Genomic DNA, 17974 nt, shown 5'->3' with positions numbered 1-17974 from the left:
CCCGCGCGCCGCCTCGCTGCAGCCCGTTCGACCAGCTCAGGGGAGCAATCGTGGAGAATTCGCCCAGCACCGAGATCCCGGCCGGCGCCGACGGCGGGGAGCTGGGTGGCCATCTGCCCGAGCTGCCTGCGGGTTCGGCCCGCGTGGTGCCGCTCGGGCTGACCTTCGACGACGTCCTGCTGCAGCCGGGCGAGTCGGACGTCGTCCCCAGCCGTGTCAACACCCGCACCCGCCTCACCCGCAACATCGAACTGACCGTGCCGCTGCTGTCCAGCGCGATGGACACCGTCACCGAGGCGCGGATGGCGATCGCCATGGCCCGCCAGGGCGGCATCGGCGTGCTGCACCGCAACCTCTCCGTCGAGGACCAGGCGCTTCAGGTCGACCTGGTGAAGCGCTCCGAGTCCGGCATGATCACCAACCCGGTGACCGCCAGCCCGGACGACACGCTTCGCGAGGTGGACGCGCTCTGCGGGCGCTACCGCATCTCCGGCGTACCGGTGGTGGACGGGCAGGGCCAGTTGGTCGGCATCGTCACCAACCGCGACATGCGGTTCGTCTCCGACCCGGCCACGCCGGTGCGCGAGATCATGACCCGCACCCCGCTGATCACCGCGCCGGTCGGCGTGAGCAAGGACGACGCGCTCGGCCTGCTGCGCCAGCACAAGATCGAGAAGCTGCCGATCGTGGACGCGGGCGGCAAGCTGCGCGGCCTGATCACGGTGAAGGACTTCACCAAGAGCGAGCAGTACCCGAACGCCACCAAGGACGACGCGGGCCGGCTCCGGGTCGCCGCCGCGGTCGGCGTGGGCGAGGACGGCTACAAGCGGGCCCGCGCGCTCGTCGACGCCGGCGTGGACGTCGTCATCGTGGACACCGCGCACGGCCACCAGCGCGCCGTGCTGGAGATGGTCACCCGGCTCAAGCGGGACGTCACCATCGACATCGTGGGCGGCAACATCGCCACGTACGCGGGCGCGAAGGCGCTCGTCGAGGCCGGCGCGGACGGCGTCAAGGTGGGCGTCGGCCCGGGCGCCATCTGCACCACCCGGATCGTGGCCGGAGTCGGCGTACCGCAGATCACCGCGATCATGGAGGCGGCCCGTGCCGCCCGCCCGGCCGGCGTGCCGGTGATCGGTGACGGCGGCATCCAATACTCCGGCGACATCGCCAAGGCGCTCGTCGCCGGCGCCGACACGGTGATGCTCGGCAGCCTGCTGGCCGGATGCGAGGAGAGCCCCGGCGAGCTGATCTTCATCAACGGCAAGCAGTACAAGGCGTACCGGGGGATGGGCTCGCTCGGCGCGATGCAGTCGCGCGGCCAGGGCAAGTCCTACTCCAAGGACCGCTACTTCCAGCAGGACGTGCTCGCCGAGGACAAGCTGGTCCCGGAGGGCGTCGAGGGTCAGGTGCCCTACCGGGGGCCGCTGTCCGCTGTCGCCCACCAGCTCACCGGCGGGCTGCGCGCCGCCATGGGGTACGTGGGCGCGGAGAGCATCCCGGAGCTGCACCGGCGTGGCCAGCTCATCCGGATCACCGCGGCCGGGCTCAAGGAGAGCCACCCGCACGACATCCAGATGACAGTCGAGGCGCCCAACTACCACTCCCGCTGACCCACCACCCCCAACCACCTGGAGTCCCTCATGCGTGACGTGGTCGAGATCGGGCTGGGCAAGACCGCGCAGCGCGGCTACCACCTGGACGACATCGCCATCGTGCCGAGCCGCCGCACCCGGGACGTCGACGACGTCTCCACCGCGTGGCAGCTCGACGCGTACCAGTTCGGCATCCCGTGCGTCGCGCATCCCTCCGACGCGACCATGAGCCCGGCCTCGGCGGTCCGGCTCGGCCAGCTCGGCGGGCTCGGCGTGCTCAACGTCGAGGGCCTCTGGACCCGGTACGAGAACCCGGCCAAGATCCTGGAGGAGCTGGCCGGTCTCGGCGAGGACGCGCGGGCGACCAAGCGCCTCCAGGAGGTCTACGCCGAGCCGATCCGGCCCGACCTGATCGCCGAGCGGGTCCGCGAGCTGCGTGAGGGCGGCGGCACGGTGGCGGTGCGGGTCTCCCCGCAGCACACCCTGGCGTTGGCCCCGGTGATCCTCGACGCCGGCGTGGACATCCTGGTCATCCAGGGCACGCTCGTCTCGGCCGAGCACGTCTCGACCACCGACGAGCCGCTGAACCTCAAGGAGTTCATCGCCGACCTGGACCTGCCCGTCGTCGTCGGCGGCTGCACCGACTACAAGACCGCGCTGCACCTGATGCGTACCGGCGCGGCCGGCGTGATCGTGGGCATCGGCGGCGACGACTGGTCGACCACCGAGTCGGTGCTCGGCATCCGGGTGCCGATGGCCACCGCCATCGCCGACGCCGCCGCGGCCCGCCGCGACTACCTGGACGAGACCGGCGGCCGGTACGTGCACCTGATCGCCGACGGCGACATGCAGACCTCCGGCGACATCGCCAAGGCGCTCGGCTGCGGCGCGGACGCGGTGATGCTCGGCGAGCCGCTGTCGCTGTGCGAGGAGGCCCCGGCTGGCGGTGCCTGGTGGCACTCCGCGGCCAGCCACCCGTCGCTGCCCCGTGGCGCGTTCGAGGTGGCCGGCGAGCCGCTCGGCTCGATGGAGAAGCTGCTGTTCGGCCCGGCCGACGAGCCGGACGGCCAGCTCAACCTCTTCGGCGGCCTGCGCCGCGCGATGGCCAAGTGCGGCTACCGCGACCTGAAGGAGTTCCAGAAGGTCGGGCTCGTCCTCGACCGCTGAGCACCGCTGAGCACCGGCTGAGCACCGCGTGACGGCGCGGGCGGCGGCGCGGACGTGTTCCGGCCCCGCCCGCGCCGTCGCGCGTCTAGGCTCGCCGGGTGAGACGGGGGCGGGTCTGGGCGGCAGGGCTGGTGGCGGCGGCGCTCGCGCTGGGCGGCTGCACCGGCGGTGACGACAACGGGTTCCGGCCGGGTGCGGCGGACGCCGGTGACCCGTACGTGCCGGGCGCCGGCAACGGCGGCTACGACGTGGGCCACTACGCGCTGGACGCGCGCTACGACCCGGCGAGCGACCGGCTCACCGGCACCGCCACGCTGACCGTCACCGCCACCCGGGCGCTGTCCCGCTTCCAGCTCGACCTGGCCGGGCTGGACGTCGAGCAGGTGCGGGTGGACGCGGAGACGGCGAAGCACCGCCACGACGGCGCCGAGCTGATCGTCACCCCGCCGCGCGGGCTGCCGTCGGGAAAGCGGTTCACCGTCGAGGTGACGTACGGCGGGGTGCCGCAGCCGCTGCCCAACGCCGAGCTCGGCGACGGCGGATTCCACGCCACGCCGGACGGTGCGATAGCGCTCGGCCAGCCCGAGTCGGCGAGCACGTGGTACCCGGTGAACGACCACCCGTCGGACAAGGCGACATACGACCTCGCGGTCACCGTGCCGGACGGCCTCGCCGCGCTGTCCAACGGCGTGCCGGAGGGCAGGACGTCGAACGGCGGCTGGACCACCTGGCGCTGGTCCGAGCGCGCGCCGATGGCCAGCTACCTGAGCACGCTGGTGATCGGCGACTACCGGGTCAGCAGCGGCACCCACGCCGGGAAGCCGCTCGTCACCGCCGTCGCCGCAGCGCTGCCCGCGGACGGTCCGGCCGCCGCGTCGGTGGCCCGCACCGGCGAGGTCGCGGACTTCCTGGCCGGGCACTTCGGGCCGTACCCGTTTGAGGCGTACGGCGGCGTGGTGGTCGCCGACGAGCGCATCCGGTACGCGCTGGAGACGCAGAGCCGCCCGGTCTACGGGCCGGCGTTCTTCCGCGACGGCCTGCCGAACACCGAGGTGGTCGCGCACGAGCTGGCCCACCAGTGGTTCGGCGACAGCGTCTCGGTGGCCCGGTGGAGCGACATCTGGCTCAACGAGGGCTTCGCCACGTACGCCGAATGGCTCTGGGCCGAGCACGACGGCGGGCGCACCGTGGCGCAGACAGTCGCGCAACGGTACGCGGACACCGACTGGTCGAAGCCCACAGTCGACCCGGGCCGGGCCGGGATGTTCGGCGACGCGGTCTACCAGCGGGGCGCGCTCGCGGTGCACGCGCTGCGCCGCGCGCTCGGCGACGAGACGTTCTACCGCGTGCTGCGCGGCTGGCTGGCGCAGCACCGCGACGGCAACGTCACCACCGCCGACTTCGTCGGGTACGCCGAACGCACGTCCGGACGTCCGCTGCGGGCGCTGCTGGACGCCTGGCTGGTAGGTGGCACGCCGCCGGGACTGCCGTGACGAACGCGTGACCGCCGCTGGGTAGGCTGCCGCGGTCGGAGCGGCCCGTGGGCGGGGCCGCCGAACGGGCCCGGGAGGATCGAGGCGATGACGCGGCGCGGCGCACGACGACGGATCGGCTTGCTGACCTGCGGCACGCTGCTGGTCGCGGGCTGCGGTTCGGCCGAGCTGGACCCCGGCCCGACGTCCCCGGCCACCCCCGCGCCGGCGGCCTCGCGCAGCTTCGCGCCGGGCGCGGACGGCGCCGGTGACGCGTACTTCCCGAGCTACGGCAACGGCGGGTACGACGTCGCGCACTACACCGTGAAGGTGCGCTACGACCCGGAGACGGACAAGCTCAGCGGCACCACCACACTGCGGGCCACCGCCACCGCCGACCTGTCCGCGTTCAACCTGGACCTGGCCGGGTTGACCGTCCGCTCGGTGACAGTGGACGGCACCGCCGCCCGGCACAGCCGGTCCGAGGACGAGCTGGTGATCACCCCGGCGATCGGGCTGACCTCCGGCAACGGGTTCACCGCCGAGATCCGGTACGACGGCCGGCCGGAGCCGCTGCGTACCGAGTCGCTGGGCGAGGGCGGCTGGCTGCACACCGTCGACGGGGCGATCGCGCTCGGTCAGCCGGAGTCGGCCAGCACCTGGTTCCCGGTCAACGACCACCCCTCGGACAAGGCCACCTACGACATGGAGATCACCGTTCCGAAGGGACTGACGGCGGTCTCCAACGGCGTGCCGAAGGGGAAGACGACAAGCGGCGCCTGGACCACCTGGAAGTGGTCGGAGACCGCGCCGGCGGCCAGCTACCTGACCACGGTGGCGATCGGGAAGTTCCGGGTCACCACCGGGGAGCACAAGGGACGGCCGGTCTACAACGCGGTCACCACACTGGTGGCGGAGGGCGCGCCGGACCGGTCCCTCGCGCGCACTATCGAGGTCGCCGACTACCTGGAGAGCGTCTTCGGTCCGTACCCGTTCGACTCGTACGGCGGCGTGGTGATCGCCGACGATCGCATCCGGTACGCGCTGGAGACGCAGAGCCGGCCGGTCTACTCGGCGAGCTTCTTCCGGCAGGGCGACAACACCGGCGTGGTCGCGCACGAGCTGGCCCACCAGTGGTACGGCAACAGCGTGTCGATCCAGCGCTGGCAGGACATCTGGCTCAACGAGGGGCTGGCCACGTACGCCGAGTGGCTGTGGGCCGAGCACACCGGCTCGACCACGGTGCAGCGCACGTTCGAGCAGAAGTATGCGAACGCCGGCGGGCAGGTGTGGCGTACGCCGCCGGGCAAGCCGGGCGTCGCGAACCTGTTCAGCCGCTCGGTCTACGACCGGGGCGGGATGACCGTGCACGCGCTGCGGGTGGCGGTGGGGGACACCGCGTTCTTCGCGATCCTGCGCACCTGGGCCGCGGAGCGGAAGAACGGCAACGCCACCACCGCCGACTTCGTGGCGCTGGCCGAGCGGATCACCGGCAGGAAGCTGGCGAAGGTCTTCGACCCGTGGCTGTACGGCACCGAGCGCCCGCCGGCCCCGAAACCGCTGTAGGCGTCAGTTCTTGACGCGCAGCGACGGGTGGGCGGCCAGGAACGCGTCGGCCCGCCCACCGCGCAGTGCGCTGAGGAAGTCACGGCCGAGCGGCTTGAGCTGCTCACCCCGGTACGCGCCGCCGCTGCTCACCCCGGCGCCGGGCAGCACGACGAGCGTGAGCCGGTCGGCCGGCAGGCCACCCAGGACGTACGCGTAGTCGATCAGCTTCCGGCCGCCCCCGGCGTACACCAGGGTCCTGCCCAGCGCGGCCACCACCTGCTCGACCCGCTGCGGGTCGCGGGCCGTGCCCTGGTCGAGGATCTTGCGGGCCAGCGCCCGGAGCAGTTGCTGCTGGTGCCGCTGCCGGGTGTAGTCGCCGCCCGCGGTGTAGCGCTGCCGCGCGTAGTCCAGCGCCTGCCAGCCGGTCAGGTGCCGGGTGCCCTTCTGGTAGACCATCTGCGGCCCGGTGTAGCCGCCGCCGGTCAGCGTCCGCATGGTGCCGTCCGGGCGGCGGTGCCGGGACTCGACCCGCTGGTCGACGTAGAGGTCCACCCCGCCGAGCGTGTCCACCAGCTTGTCGAAGCCGCCGAACGTGATCACCGCGCCGGCGTCGATGCGCAGACCGGTGTAGCGGGAGACGGTGGTGCGCAGCAGCTCGTACCCCTGGGCGGTGCTGGGGTTGCGCTTGTCGCCCGGCACCCGGCTGCCGTAGCTCATCGCGTGGGTGAGCTTGGTGCGGCCGCCCGGGTAGCGGGCCTTCGGGTAGGCGGGGATGTCCACGACCAGGTCGCGGGGGAGCGAGAACAGGTACGCCCGGTCCAGCCCGGCCGGTATGTGCAGCAGCAGCACCGCGTCGGCGTGCGGCTCCCAGCCGGGGATGCTGACCCGGGTGTCCACGCCGACGAGCAGCAGGTTGAGCGGGCCCTTCAGGTCGGCGCCGGGCGGGGGTGTCGGGCTGGCGGTGGTCGGGGCGGGCGTCGGTGAGGGCGGCGGCGCGGTGCTCGGGCCGGCGACCGGGGCGGCCGGGCGGTTCGCCACCAGCCGGGTGGTCACCACCGCTCCGGTGGCCACCAGCAGCGCCGCGACCAGTGCGGCCAGGCCCAGCAGGCGTCGTCTCGTCACGTTCGTTCCTCCCCGTGGTGTTCGACGCGCCGGGAGCCGCCGGAGGTTGCAGCGGCGGGAATCCCGGCGAATCGAGCGCTCTGCATGATCTGCGAAAAACACTCGCTGGCGCCATAGCTACCGGTCGGTAATGATGCGTTCATGCGTTACGACGTGCTCGTCATCGGTTCGGGCTTCGGCGGCAGCGTCACCGCGCTCCGGCTGGCCGAGAAGGGCTACACGGTGGGCGTCCTGGAGGCGGGGCGGCGCTTCGCCGACGACGAGTTCCCGCGTACGTCCTGGCGGGCGCGACGGTTCCTCTGGGCGCCCCGGCTCGGCTGCTTCGGGCTCCAGCGGATCACGCTGCTGCGCTCGGCCGACCGCAAGGCCGGCGGCGGCGTGCTGGTGCTCTCCGGCGCCGGTGTGGGCGGCGGCTCGCTCGTCTACGCGAACACGCTCTACGAGCCGCTCGACGCGTTCTACGCCGACCCGCAGTGGCGGGACATCACCGACTGGCGCGACGAGCTGGCCCGCCACTACGACCAGGCGAAGCGGATGCTCGGCGTCACCACGTACCCGATCGACACCCGCGCGGACCAGGCCGTCCGCGCGGTGGCCGAGCGGATGGGGGTGGCGCACACCTACCACCCGACGCCGGTCGGGGTGCACATCGGGCGGCCCGGCGAGCGGGTGGCCGACCCGTACTTCGGCGGGGCCGGACCGGACCGCACCGGGTGCAGCCACTGCGGATCGTGCATGACCGGCTGCCGGCACGGCGCCAAGAACACGCTGGTGAAGAACTACCTCTGGCTGGCCGAGCGGCTCGGCGTGCAGGTGCACCCGCTGACCACCGTGACCGCCGTCCGCCCGGACCCGGCCGGCGGGTACGCGGTGCACACCGAACGCACCGGCGCCTGGCTGCGCAAGCGGCGCGAGGTGATCCACGCCGACCAGGTGGTCTTCGCGGCCGGCGCGCTCGGCACCCAGCGGCTGCTGCACGAGATGAAGGCGACCGGCGCGCTGCCGGCGCTCTCGCCCCGGCTGGGCGAGCTGACCCGCACCAACTCCGAGGCCATCCTCGGCGCCTCGGTGGCGCCCGGCGCGGCCCGGAAGCGCGGCCTCGACTTCACCGAGGGGGTGGCGATCACCAGCTCGTTCCACCCCGACCCGCAGACCCACATCGAGCCGGTCCGGTACGGCAAGGGCTCCAACGCGATGGGCCTGCTCCAGTCACTGCTCGTCGACGGCGGTCCCCGCCGCGCCCGGCGCTGGCTGGGCAGCATCGTCCGGCAGCCCGTGCTGGCGGCGCGGATGCTGTCGGTACGCCGGTGGTCCGAGCGCACCGTGATCGCGCTCGTCATGCAGTCGGTCGACAACTCGCTGACCACCCGCTACCGCCGGGGGCGGCTGGTCTCCGGCCCCGGCCACGGCGCGCCCAACCCGACCTGGATCCCGGCCGGCAACACCGCGGCCCGGCTGCTCGCCGAGGAGATCGGCGGCACCCCGGGCGGGGCGGTCACCGAGCCGTTCAACATCCCGGTGACCGCGCACATCCTCGGCGGCGCGGTCATCGGCGCCACCCCGGACGAGGGCGTGATCGACCCCTGGCACCGGGTGTACGGCCACCCGGGGCTGCACGTGGTGGACGGCGCGGCGGTCTCGGCGAACCTGGGCGTCAACCCGTCGCTGACGATCACCGCGCAGGCCGAGCGGGCCATGTCGTACTGGCCGAACAAGGACGAGGTGGACCCGCGTCCGGCGCTCGGGTCGGCGTACACCCGGGTGGAGCCGGTCCCGCCGCGGCGGCCCGCCGTCCCCGCGCACGCCCCCGCCGCCCTGCGCTGAGGAGGCCGTCGCAAGGTTCACCCCGCCACACCGCCGGGGCGCGTCCGCGCGGCCGGTGACTGTCGGTAGGCTTTGCGCACATGAGCACGCCTCGCCCCGTCCTCGTGGTGGACTTCGGAGCCCAGTACGCCCAGCTCATCGCGCGCCGTGTCCGCGAGGCGAAGGTCTACTCGGAGATCGTCCCGCATTCCATGCCGGTGTCCGAGATGCTGGCGAAGAACCCGGCCGCGATCATCCTGTCCGGTGGCCCGTCCAGCGTCTACGCACCGGGCGCCCCGCAGATCGACGCCGGCATGTTCGAGACCGGCGTACCGGTCTTCGGCATCTGCTACGGCTTCCAGGCCATGGCCCAGGCGCTCGGCGGCACCGTCGCGCGCACCGGCAACCGCGAGTACGGCGGCACCCCGCTGCGCCCGCGCCTGACCGAGCCGGGCGTGCTGCTGCGCGACCTGCCGGCCGACCTGCCGGTCTGGATGAGCCACGGCGACTGCGTCACCGAGGCGCCGGAGGGCTTCACCGTCACCGCCGAGTCGGCGGGCGCCCCGGTCGCCGCGTTCGAGGACCTGGCCGGCCGCCGCGCCGGCGTGCAGTTCCACCCCGAGGTCGGGCACACCGCGCACGGCCAGGAGATGCTCACCCGCTTCCTCTACGACATCGCCGGCATCGCGCCCACCTGGACGCCGTCGAACATCATCGACGAGCAGGTCGCCCGGATCCGCGAGCAGGTGGGCGACAAGGAGGTCATCTGCGGCCTCTCCGGCGGCGTCGACTCGGCGGTCGCCGCGGCGCTCGTCCACCGCGCCGTGGGTGACCAGCTCACCTGCGTGTTCGTGGACCACGGTCTGCTGCGGGCCGGTGAGGCCGAGCAGGTCGAGAAGGACTACGTCGCGGCGACCGGCATCAAGCTCAAGGTGGTCGACGCGCGGGAGCGGTTCCTGAGCGCGCTCGCCGGGGTGACCGACCCGGAGCAGAAGCGCAAGATCATCGGCCGGGAGTTCATCCGCGTCTTCGAGGCCGCCGCGCGGGAGATCGCCGCGCACGGCGACGTGGAATTCCTCGTGCAGGGCACGCTCTACCCGGACGTGGTGGAGTCCGGCGGCGGCACCGGCACCGCGAACATCAAGAGCCACCACAACGTCGGCGGCCTGCCCGAGGACCTGAAGTTCTCCCTGGTCGAGCCGCTGCGCACGCTGTTCAAGGACGAGGTCCGCACGATCGGCCTGGAGCTGGGACTGCCAGAGGCGATGGTCTGGCGGCACCCGTTCCCCGGCCCCGGCCTGGCCATCCGGATCATCGGCGCGGTCGACGAGGAGCGCCTCGCCGTGCTCCGCAAGGCCGACCTGATCGCCCGGCAGGAGCTGACCGCGGCCGGTCTGGACCGGGGCGTCTGGCAGTTCCCGGTGGTGCTGCTGGCCGACGTCCGCAGCGTCGGGGTGCAGGGCGACGGGCGCACCTACGGTCACCCGGTGGTGCTGCGCCCGGTCTCCAGCGAGGACGCGATGACCGCCGACTGGTCCCGGCTGCCCTACGACGTGGTGGCCCGGATCTCCACCCGGATCACCAACGAGGTCGCCGAGGTCAACCGCGTGGTCCTGGACGTGACGAGCAAGCCGCCGGGCACCATCGAGTGGGAGTGACGCGGCTCAGGCCGCCGGCGGCGTCTGCGGTCCGGTCTGCGGCCCGCCCGGCGTCCGCGGCTCGGTCGGCGTAGCCGGCGGGACCGGCGGCCAGCCGGGCGCGGTCCCCGGCGGGTGCGGCCAGGCGGGCGCGCCGGCCGGCTCCTCGGGCATCAGGAACCACATGATCGGGTACGCGAGCGCGGCGAGCCCGCCGGTGAGCACCGTGGCGGTCGCGAAGATCACCCGGATCAGCGTGGGGTCGGCGGCGAAGTAGCGGCCGAGGCCGCTCGCCACACCGGCGATCATGCGGTCGCTGACCGGTCGGCGGAGCTGCTTGTACGGGGCCTGGGAGGGGTTCGGGAAGGTCATGTGTCAACGGTCCCGCGCGCTGCGGCGGCCGACCTCGGTGACCGCCCGGACGCTTACCCTGAACCGTCCCTGAGACGCCAGCGGAGAGTCAGGAATCTGACTCTTTTCGATGTCGGTAACCCGCTCCGGGGAGAATTTGCTCCCGTGACCACCTCGCTGGAGCCGCTCCGCAGGATCGCGGCATACGCAGTTTGTGCTGATTCAAACGGCCGAGTGTTGCTGGTCCGCGCATCGGAGCGCTCCGGCACCCCCGGCACCTGGTCGCTCCCCGGAGGCGCGGTCGACCACGGTGAGGACCCCAAACACACAGTCGTCCGGGAGACCGCGGCCGAGACCGGGCTCTCGGTGGCGGTCGCCGGCCTCCAGGACGTGCTCGCCGACATGCGGGCGCTGCCCGAGCGGCGCATCACGATCCACACCGACCGGCTGCTCTACACCGTGTCGGTCCGCGGCGGGACGCTCACCGAGCGGGTCGACCGCCCGACCGACCTGGCCCGCTGGTTCACCCTCGACGAGGCCCGGGAGCTTCCGCTGCGGTCGTTCACCGCACGTGCCCTGGGCCTGCCCACCTCCACCGACGACATCGTGCCGGAGGAGGTGCCCGAGTTCCCCTCGTTCTACGCCGTCCCCGGCCCGGACGGGCTGCACCGGGCGCAGCGCTTCGCCGCGTACGCGGTGGTGACCGACCCGGAGGAGCGCGTACTGCTGACCCGGGTGTCCGACGGCTACCCGGGTGCCGGCTGCTGGCACCTGCCCGGCGGCGGCACCGACTACGGCGAGCAGCCGGGCGCGGCGCTGATCCGCGAACTGGTCGAGGAGACCGGTCAGACCGGCCGCCTGGTCGAGCTGCTCGGGGTGGCCAGCCACCGGGACGCCGCCTCGCTCGGCCCGGAGGGCTACCCGATCGACTGGCACGGCGTACGCGCCTTCTACCGGGTGGTGGTCGACCAGCCCGCCCCGCCCACCGTGGCCGACATCGGCGGCTCCACCTGCGAGGCCCGCTGGTTCCGCCGCGAGGAACTCGGCGCCCTCCCCACCGACCGCCTCACCGAGGTGACGGCCGAAGCAGTCCAGGCCGCCCACCTCCTCTAGCCCCGCCCCGGCCCCACCCCGGCCCCTCACCCGGGCCCCACCCCGGGCCCTCACCCCGGCGATCATGAAGTTGACGGCGCGAAATGTCCGCCTCGGTACCGCTAACCTCATGATCGACGGAGTGGGTCGCTCGGGTGCGGGGGAGTGGTGCGGGTGGAACAGCTGCGGCGGGTCGGGGCCTACGGGGTGTTGCGGGACTCCGAGGGGCGGGTGTTGCTGGCGCGTGGCTCGGCGCGGTGCCCGTACCCGGGGGTGTGGCAGCTGCCCGGTGGCAGCGTCGAGCACGCGGAGCACCCGGCCGACACCGTGGTACGCGAGTTCGCCGAGGAGACCGGCCTGACCGTGGCGCCCGGCACGATCCGGGCCGCGGTGGCCGACGTGGCCGCGTTCGCCGACCTGGGGATCGCGCTGCACACCGATCGGCTGATCTTCGAGGTGGAGGCGCGCGGCGGACGGCTGCGGCCCGAGCCGGCCGGCGGCAGCGACGAGGTCGGCTGGTTCGCCCCCGAGGAGGCCGCCACCCGGGCGCTGATGCCGTTCACCGCCGAGCTGCTCGGCCTGCCGGTGACTCCGCTGCCGACCGGCCTGCCCCGGGCGCTGCCCGGCGGACCGGCCGGGCCGTCCGTCGACCGCCGGCAGCGCTTCGCCGCGTACGGGCTGGTCACCGACCCGGCCGACCGGGTGCTGCTCACCATGATCGCCGACGGGTATCCGGGCGCGGGTCGCTGGCACCTGCCCGGGGGCGGCACCGACCACGGCGAGCAACCGGCCGCCGGGCTGCTGCGCGAGCTGGTCGAGGAGGCCGGGCAGCTGGGCCGGGTGGTCGACCTGATCGCCGTGGACAACCTGCACAATCCGGCCGCGCTCGGGCCGGAGGGCCGCCCGCTGGACTGGCACGGCGTCCGGGTGATCTACCGGGTACGGGTGGACGCGCCGACCGACGCGGTGGTGACCGAGCTGGCCGGCGGCTCGACCGCGCGGGCCGCCTGGTTCGACAGGGAGCAGGTCACCGGTCTGTCGATGACCGACGTGGCGGCCCGGGCCACCGGGCAGCGGGTGAGCTGAATCGCTCGCCGAGCCGCCCTGGGTGACCTCCGGTACAGTCGGAAGTACGGCTGACCGACGAAAACGGGCGTTGAGGCCCGAGATGGGAATGAGTGGGCGGTTCGCGCGGTTAAGGGAGATATAAGTACCGCCGGCAGCTATCGCCAAGCCCCTGTCCCCTGTGCAATGGTGTACTCCGCAAAAGGGCTGCCGGACCCGAAAGGTCCGGCACGAGACAGCCGGACACCCGCCCCACCGTGGGCGGCCAGCCGATCCGGTGATGGAGGAAACGTGCCGAGAGCCCCATGGCGCCGGCGTCGTACGACTGACAGTCCGCGCCCCGCAGGGCGTCGCTGGGCGGGCAGGTTGCGCCGCAGCAGCACGTTCGCCCGCCAGGTGCTGCTGGTCCGGGTGGGCCGCCGGGACGGCGCGGCCGTCTCGGGGACCGACCTGGTCACCCCCGACCACCGTTACTCCGACCGCCAGCGCATCCGCTACGGCCGGCTCGACACCGACATCGAAGCGGTACGCCCGGTGAGCCCGGCGCTCGCCCCGGCCACCCCGGTCGACGACGAGTCCCCGGCGATGTCGATCCCGCTCCTGCCGGGTGAGCGCACCGCCGCCCGCCGGGCCAAGTTCGCGCTCGTCAACGCGTGCACGCTGAGCAGCCTCATGCTCGGCATGCTGGCCATCTTCCTGGCCATGCGCGGTGACGTGCAGCTCGCCGCGATCTGCCTGATCGCGTGCGTCGCGTTCGACGGCCTCGACGGCGCGCTGGCCCGCAAGCTCGGGGTGGCCAGCCCGTTCGGCGCGCAGATGGACTCGCTCGCCGACATGTGCTCGTTCGGCCTCGCCGCGCCGGTAGTGGTCTACGCCTCGCTGGCCGGTTCGGTGCCCCCGGCGGCCGCCGCGGTCTCCTGCGCGCTCGTCGCCGCCTGCGCGGCGATCCGTCTCGCCCGGTTCAACGTCTCGCCGAAGGACGGCCGCTTCTTCTGCGGCGTGCCGACCACCATGGCGGCGGCGGTGCTCGCCCTGACCGTGGCGATCGGCGTGCCGGTCCCCGGCCTGGTCATGGTGGCCGGCGTGGCGCTGCTCGCCTTCGCCATGGTGTCCAGCTTCCCGTACGCGAAGCTCGCCCGGCTGCTGAAGCTGCCGCCGTGGCTCTGGCTGGCCCCGGTGATCGGCGCGCTCGTCGACATCCGGCTCACCTTCGCGTTCGTGGTGGTGGGCTACCTGGTCAGCGGGCCGCTGCTCTGGCTGCATCAGCGCCGTACGGCCTGATCCGAGAACGCAAGAAGGGGCGCCGCTGCAGCGGCGCCCCTTCTTCGTGTCCGGCGCTCAGCGCCAGCGGGCGATCACCGTCGCACCGCCGACCACCTTGTCGCCCGGACCGACCAGCGGGTCCGCGGCGTCGGCCGGCAGGTAGACGTCGGTACGCGAGCCGAACCGGATCAGGCCGAAGCGCTCACCCCGGGCCAGCAGCGAGCCGACAGGCGCCCGCTGCACGATCCGGCGGGCGATCAGCCCGGTGCGCTGCGCCACCACGACGGTGCCGTGGTCGGTGTCCAGCACCGTGTACGCCGCCACGTTGTGCTCGGCATCAGGCTTCATGGCGTTGACGAACCCGCCGTCGGCGACGAAGTAGTCGACCACCTTGCCGGCCACCGGGGAGCGGTTGACGTGCACGTCCAGCACCGACAGGAACACCGCGATCCGCAGCCACTCGCCGTCACCGAAGCGCTCGTCCTGCAGGCGCTGCACGGACAGCACCTGACCGTCCGCCGAGGCGACGACCGCCGACGGGTCCTCCGGCACGTCCCGCTCCGGGTCCCGGAAGAACGCGGCCACCGGCGCGGCGGCCAGCGCCGGCAGCAGCCAGAGCTTCGACTTCGGCCGCGCGGCCCGGGCCAGGGCGGCCAGGCCGAGCGTGATGCCCGCCGCGGCCACGCCGTTGGAGTCGATGTGCATGCCCCGGGTCAGCGGCACGCTCGACGGCCGGTACGCCGGGGACAGCGAGGCCGCGAGCGCCACCGGTGCCGGGGTGAACCGCAGGTGGTGCACGCGTACCGGCGGGGTGTTGCGCAGCACCAGGTCGCTGCGTACGCCGTGGAGCACGCCCTGCCGGTCCAGCTCGCCGTCGGCGCCCTCGGTGCGGAACAGCGGCGCGGCGACGCTCAGCACCGCGCCCTCGGCCAGGTATTTCGCCAGCCCGTCGATCGCGACGCGCGCCTCGTCCGCGCTGCCGGTGAACGGCTCGGCGACGACCACCACCGCGGCGGCGTCCGCCTCGGCGAGGGTGTCGACCACGCGTACCCGGTCGGCGACCCAGCGGCCCTGCGCGGTGACGTGGTCGCGCAGCGCGGCCGCCGCGGCGCCCTCCGCCGGCACCACGGTGAGCCGGTCGCCGGGCAGCAGTGCCTCGACCGCGGCGGCCAGCACCGCGGACTCCGGGGTCGCGCCGACCAGCAGGCCGGCCTTCGGGTCGTTACGCCGGGCGAACTCGCTGACGAGCGTGCGGGCGGCGCGCTCGCCGATGCGGACCGCACCGGTGGGACCGGTGACACGCACGGCGGGGGACTGGGTCATGTCGGACGGGCTCCTGACGAGATAGCGAACGGACGGGGCGGCTCCGGCGACCCGACCGGCGGCTCCGGCATGGTCGGGGGCGGGGCCGGCCGGCGGAGGCGAGATCTCCGCCGACCAGCATAGGCCGCGTCCGAAGGGCGCCGCAGTGGCGCGGTCAGGCCGGATCCCCCGGCGTACGGCGTTGGGGAGCCGCCTCGTCGGCCGGTGGATCGAGCGCCGGCAGTTCGCGGGTGGCCGGTTCCGCGGAGTCCGTGGTGGCCTCGATGGCCCACTCGTCGGCGCCGTCGGGCGTCCCCGGGCCGGCGGCCGTCTCCGGGCCGGCGGCGGGGGAGCCGTACGGCGCCGAGACCGTGACGTCCGGCGTGGGCGGCGTCGCGGGTTGCTCCGGTGCGCGACCCGAGCGCAGCGCGCCGATCAGTCCGAGGAGGCCGATCAGCACCAGCCCACCGGCCAGGAACCAGCCGACCGGCGGTACGGAGAGACCGAGGATCCGGGCCAGCAGCCACCAGACGGACAGGCCGAGGAAGACGAGTCCGAAAGCGAACGACACCACGTCGGTACGGTGTGCCTTCACCGGGTCACCTCCAGCTTGCCGGCGTTCACGTGGACGAAGAGGCGCAGCTTGCCCCCACCGGGACCGTCGGCGCCGACATCGGTGGTCTCCCACTGACGACCGCCGAGCCCGCCGCTGCTCCGGCCGAAGACGGTGGCGTCGCCGGCGTTCACGTCGGCCACCGTGGTGACGTCGACGTCCGGCGGTACGACCACTGTCGCGTTGCCGAGGTTCACGTCGACCGTCACCTGTACGTCCTGCTTGTCGAAGTCGATCCCGCGCAGGTCGAGCGTGGCGTCACCGAGGTTGTTCTCGTACCGGTTCGCCAGGTCGCGCAGGTCGGTCGGGGCCCAGGTGACGTTGCCGTCGATGCCGCGTACCCGGTCGTAGGACTCGGCGACCGTGGCGATGCCGAGCGCCGCCGCGGTCACCAGGCCCAGGGCGATCAGCCACCGCGCCCGGCCGAACCAGGTGCCGACGAGCAGGCCGAGGCCGATGGTCGCGAGCACCGCGGCGAAGTAGCCGGCGGCGCCGACCGGAAAGACGTCGAGCAGGTCGAGCATCGCCACCACGCCGAGCGCCAGGAAGATCAGCGAGAACGTGATCGCGCCGAGCGGCGAGCGCTCCTTGGGCCGCTTCGGCGGTCGCGGCGGCCGTACCGGTGGCGTGACTGGCGGCGATCCGGCGTAGGGGCCGTGCGGGGCGAACGGCGGCCGGTACCCGCCGGGCGGCAGCGGTGCGCCGACCGGCGCGGGCGGCGGCACGGCGACCGGCTCGTCCAGCCGGGCACCGGCGTCGCGTGCGCCCGGGTTCCCGCCGTACGCGGGCCAGGCGGCGGTGTCGGCGACCGGCCCGGTCACGTGCCGCATCCCTACCGTCGTCGGCTCGGACGGGCCCGGCCGGGTCCCTGCCGCGGCGGGCCAGCCCGGCGCCGGCAGCGTCGGGTAGCCGGTAGCGGGCCCGGAGGGGCCCGGCTCGCGCTCCGCCTCGGACGTGACCGGGCGCCCCGGCTCGGAACCGGGCTCGGGGGAGGACGCCGGCGGGTAGCCCCGCTCGGCGGAGGGCGCCGGGGAGGCGGGCACCGGGGGATAGCCCGGCTCGGGCCGGCCGGCCGGCGGGTAGCCGGGCTCGACGGGCAGGCCGCCGGACGGCGCCGCGCCGGGGTGTGCCGGTCCGGCGGGCGTGCCGGTCCACGGGGCCGCGGGGGGAGCCGCGGTCCACGTACCCGGCGCCGGGGCCGGCGGCGCGGGCCAGGCCACCGGCGGCACCGGACCCGGCGGGGGACCGTGCGGCGGCACCGGCTGAGCCGGCCGCTGCGCCGGGCCGCGCTGCTCGCGGTTGAGCAGGAGCGCGCCGCCGATCAGGATCACCGCACCGAGCAGGATCGCCCGGAACCCGTCCGTGACCACGTAGGCGAAGCCGAGCGCCACCACGATGCCGAGCACGATCACCGTGATCGGCGACATGCTGGACCGGCCCCGGCCGAGCATGGCCTCCACCGGGGAGGCGGTGTCGCCCTCGCCAGGGATGATCAGCCAGCCTGCGACGTACACGATGATGCCGATGCCGCCGAAGAAGCCGAGCACGGCCAGCAGCACGCGCCACAGCACCGGATCGGTGTTCGTGGCCCGGCCGATGGCGGCGCACACCCCGGCCAGGTAGCGGCCCTCGCGGGGGCGTACCAGGCCGTACCGGGTGGTGAAGCCGGCGGCGCCGGGCGGTGGGGCGTACCCACCGGGTGGTGGACCGGCGAACGGCGTGCCGCCGGGCGGCGGGCTCGCCTGGTCGGTGGCGGGCGCCGGTCCCGGCGGGGGCGGCGGCGGGGTGTCCTGTGCTGCCGCCCAGGGGCGGGGCGGACGGGCAGCGTCCTCGTTCATGCCTTCGATACTGCTGCCCCGGCCGCCCGAGCAGCCTCCGGACCCGACCCTGACCCCACCCTGAGATCCGCCGCCGGTGAAACTCCGGGGCGTCCCCGTGGTCCGC

14 protein-coding genes are annotated in these 17974 nt (G+C 74.0%); 9 read left to right on the top strand and 5 right to left on the bottom strand.

Going from position 1 to position 17974, the window contains the following annotated elements; genetic code table 11:
- Positions 1–50: 50 nt before the first annotated feature.
- From guaB to O7611_RS24465, 4 genes are all read left to right on the top strand, one after another.
- Positions 51–1613 (top strand): IMP dehydrogenase, encoded by a 1563-nt coding sequence (gene guaB, locus O7611_RS24480; RefSeq protein WP_194801373.1) that lies wholly within the window; start codon positions 51–53, stop codon positions 1611–1613.
- A gap of 30 nt (positions 1614–1643) precedes the next feature.
- Entirely contained in the window at positions 1644–2762 is a 1119-nt protein-coding gene (locus O7611_RS24475; protein ID WP_013288539.1) for a GuaB3 family IMP dehydrogenase-related protein, read from the top strand.
- Between the two features lie 98 nt (positions 2763–2860).
- The gene (locus O7611_RS24470) at positions 2861–4255 is read left to right on the top strand and encodes a M1 family metallopeptidase (protein ID WP_269697645.1); all 1395 of its coding nucleotides are present in this window, start codon (positions 2861–2863) and stop codon (positions 4253–4255) included.
- A gap of 87 nt (positions 4256–4342) precedes the next feature.
- A complete protein-coding gene (locus tag O7611_RS24465; RefSeq protein ID WP_269697644.1) occupies positions 4343–5800 on the top strand; it encodes a M1 family metallopeptidase in 1458 nt (485 codons plus the stop codon).
- 3 nt (positions 5801–5803) lie between these two features.
- Here O7611_RS24465 and O7611_RS24460 read toward each other — a convergent pair whose 3' ends face one another.
- A complete protein-coding gene (locus O7611_RS24460; protein ID WP_269697643.1) occupies positions 5804–6904 on the bottom strand; it encodes an LCP family protein in 1101 nt (366 codons plus the stop codon).
- A 141-nt stretch (positions 6905–7045) separates the two neighbouring features.
- Here O7611_RS24460 and O7611_RS24455 point away from each other — a divergent pair, with 141 nt between their 5' ends.
- Together O7611_RS24455 and guaA are read left to right on the top strand one after the other, a co-directional pair.
- Complete coding sequence (locus O7611_RS24455; protein ID WP_194801369.1) at positions 7046–8728, top strand: FAD-dependent oxidoreductase; 1683 nt, start codon at positions 7046–7048, stop codon at positions 8726–8728.
- 80 nt (positions 8729–8808) lie between these two features.
- Positions 8809–10365 carry a glutamine-hydrolyzing GMP synthase gene (guaA, locus tag O7611_RS24450; RefSeq protein WP_269697642.1) on the top strand — a complete coding sequence of 519 codons (1557 nt, stop codon included), beginning with the start codon at positions 8809–8811 and terminating at the stop codon, positions 10363–10365.
- A 6-nt stretch (positions 10366–10371) separates the two neighbouring features.
- On the opposite strand, the gene O7611_RS24445 is transcribed toward guaA, so the two are convergent.
- Positions 10372–10716, bottom strand: coding sequence for a PspC domain-containing protein (locus O7611_RS24445; protein ID WP_194801367.1), 345 nt, complete (start codon positions 10714–10716; stop codon positions 10372–10374).
- Positions 10717–10860: 144 nt separating this feature from the next.
- Here O7611_RS24445 and O7611_RS24440 point away from each other — a divergent pair, with 144 nt between their 5' ends.
- The 3 genes from O7611_RS24440 (at position 10861) to O7611_RS24430 (ending at position 14133) form a co-directional block, all read left to right on the top strand.
- On the top strand, positions 10861–11808 hold the full coding sequence (locus tag O7611_RS24440) for an NUDIX hydrolase (protein WP_120573154.1): 948 nt from the start codon (positions 10861–10863) through the stop codon (positions 11806–11808).
- 153 nt (positions 11809–11961) lie between these two features.
- Complete coding sequence (locus tag O7611_RS24435) at positions 11962–12873, top strand: NUDIX hydrolase (RefSeq protein WP_194801366.1); 912 nt, start codon at positions 11962–11964, stop codon at positions 12871–12873.
- Positions 12874–13218: 345 nt separating this feature from the next.
- The gene (locus O7611_RS24430) at positions 13219–14133 is read left to right on the top strand and encodes a CDP-alcohol phosphatidyltransferase family protein (RefSeq protein ID WP_194801365.1); all 915 of its coding nucleotides are present in this window, start codon (positions 13219–13221) and stop codon (positions 14131–14133) included.
- 57 nt (positions 14134–14190) lie between these two features.
- Here the strand turns inward: O7611_RS24430 and O7611_RS24425 are convergent, their stop codons facing one another.
- From O7611_RS24425 to O7611_RS24415, 3 genes are all read right to left on the bottom strand, one after another.
- Positions 14191–15438 carry a phosphatidylserine decarboxylase gene (locus O7611_RS24425; protein ID WP_194801364.1) on the bottom strand — a complete coding sequence of 416 codons (1248 nt, stop codon included), beginning with the start codon at positions 15436–15438 and terminating at the stop codon, positions 14191–14193.
- Positions 15439–15592: 154 nt separating this feature from the next.
- On the bottom strand, positions 15593–16012 hold the full coding sequence (locus tag O7611_RS24420) for a hypothetical protein (protein ID WP_194801363.1): 420 nt from the start codon (positions 16010–16012) through the stop codon (positions 15593–15595).
- Positions 16009–17868, bottom strand: coding sequence for a PspC domain-containing protein (locus O7611_RS24415; protein WP_269697641.1), 1860 nt, complete (start codon positions 17866–17868; stop codon positions 16009–16011). Before O7611_RS24415 ends, O7611_RS24420 begins: the two co-directional genes overlap by 4 nt.
- Positions 17869–17974: the final 106 nt, after the last annotated feature.

Origin of the sequence: Micromonospora sp. WMMC273 (assembly GCF_027460285.1) — a bacterium.
GTDB lineage: Bacteria > Actinomycetota > Actinomycetes > Mycobacteriales > Micromonosporaceae > Micromonospora > Micromonospora aurantiaca.
The sequence above is the reverse complement of the archived record's forward strand: the minus strand, read 5'-3'. Positions and strand labels throughout refer to the sequence as shown.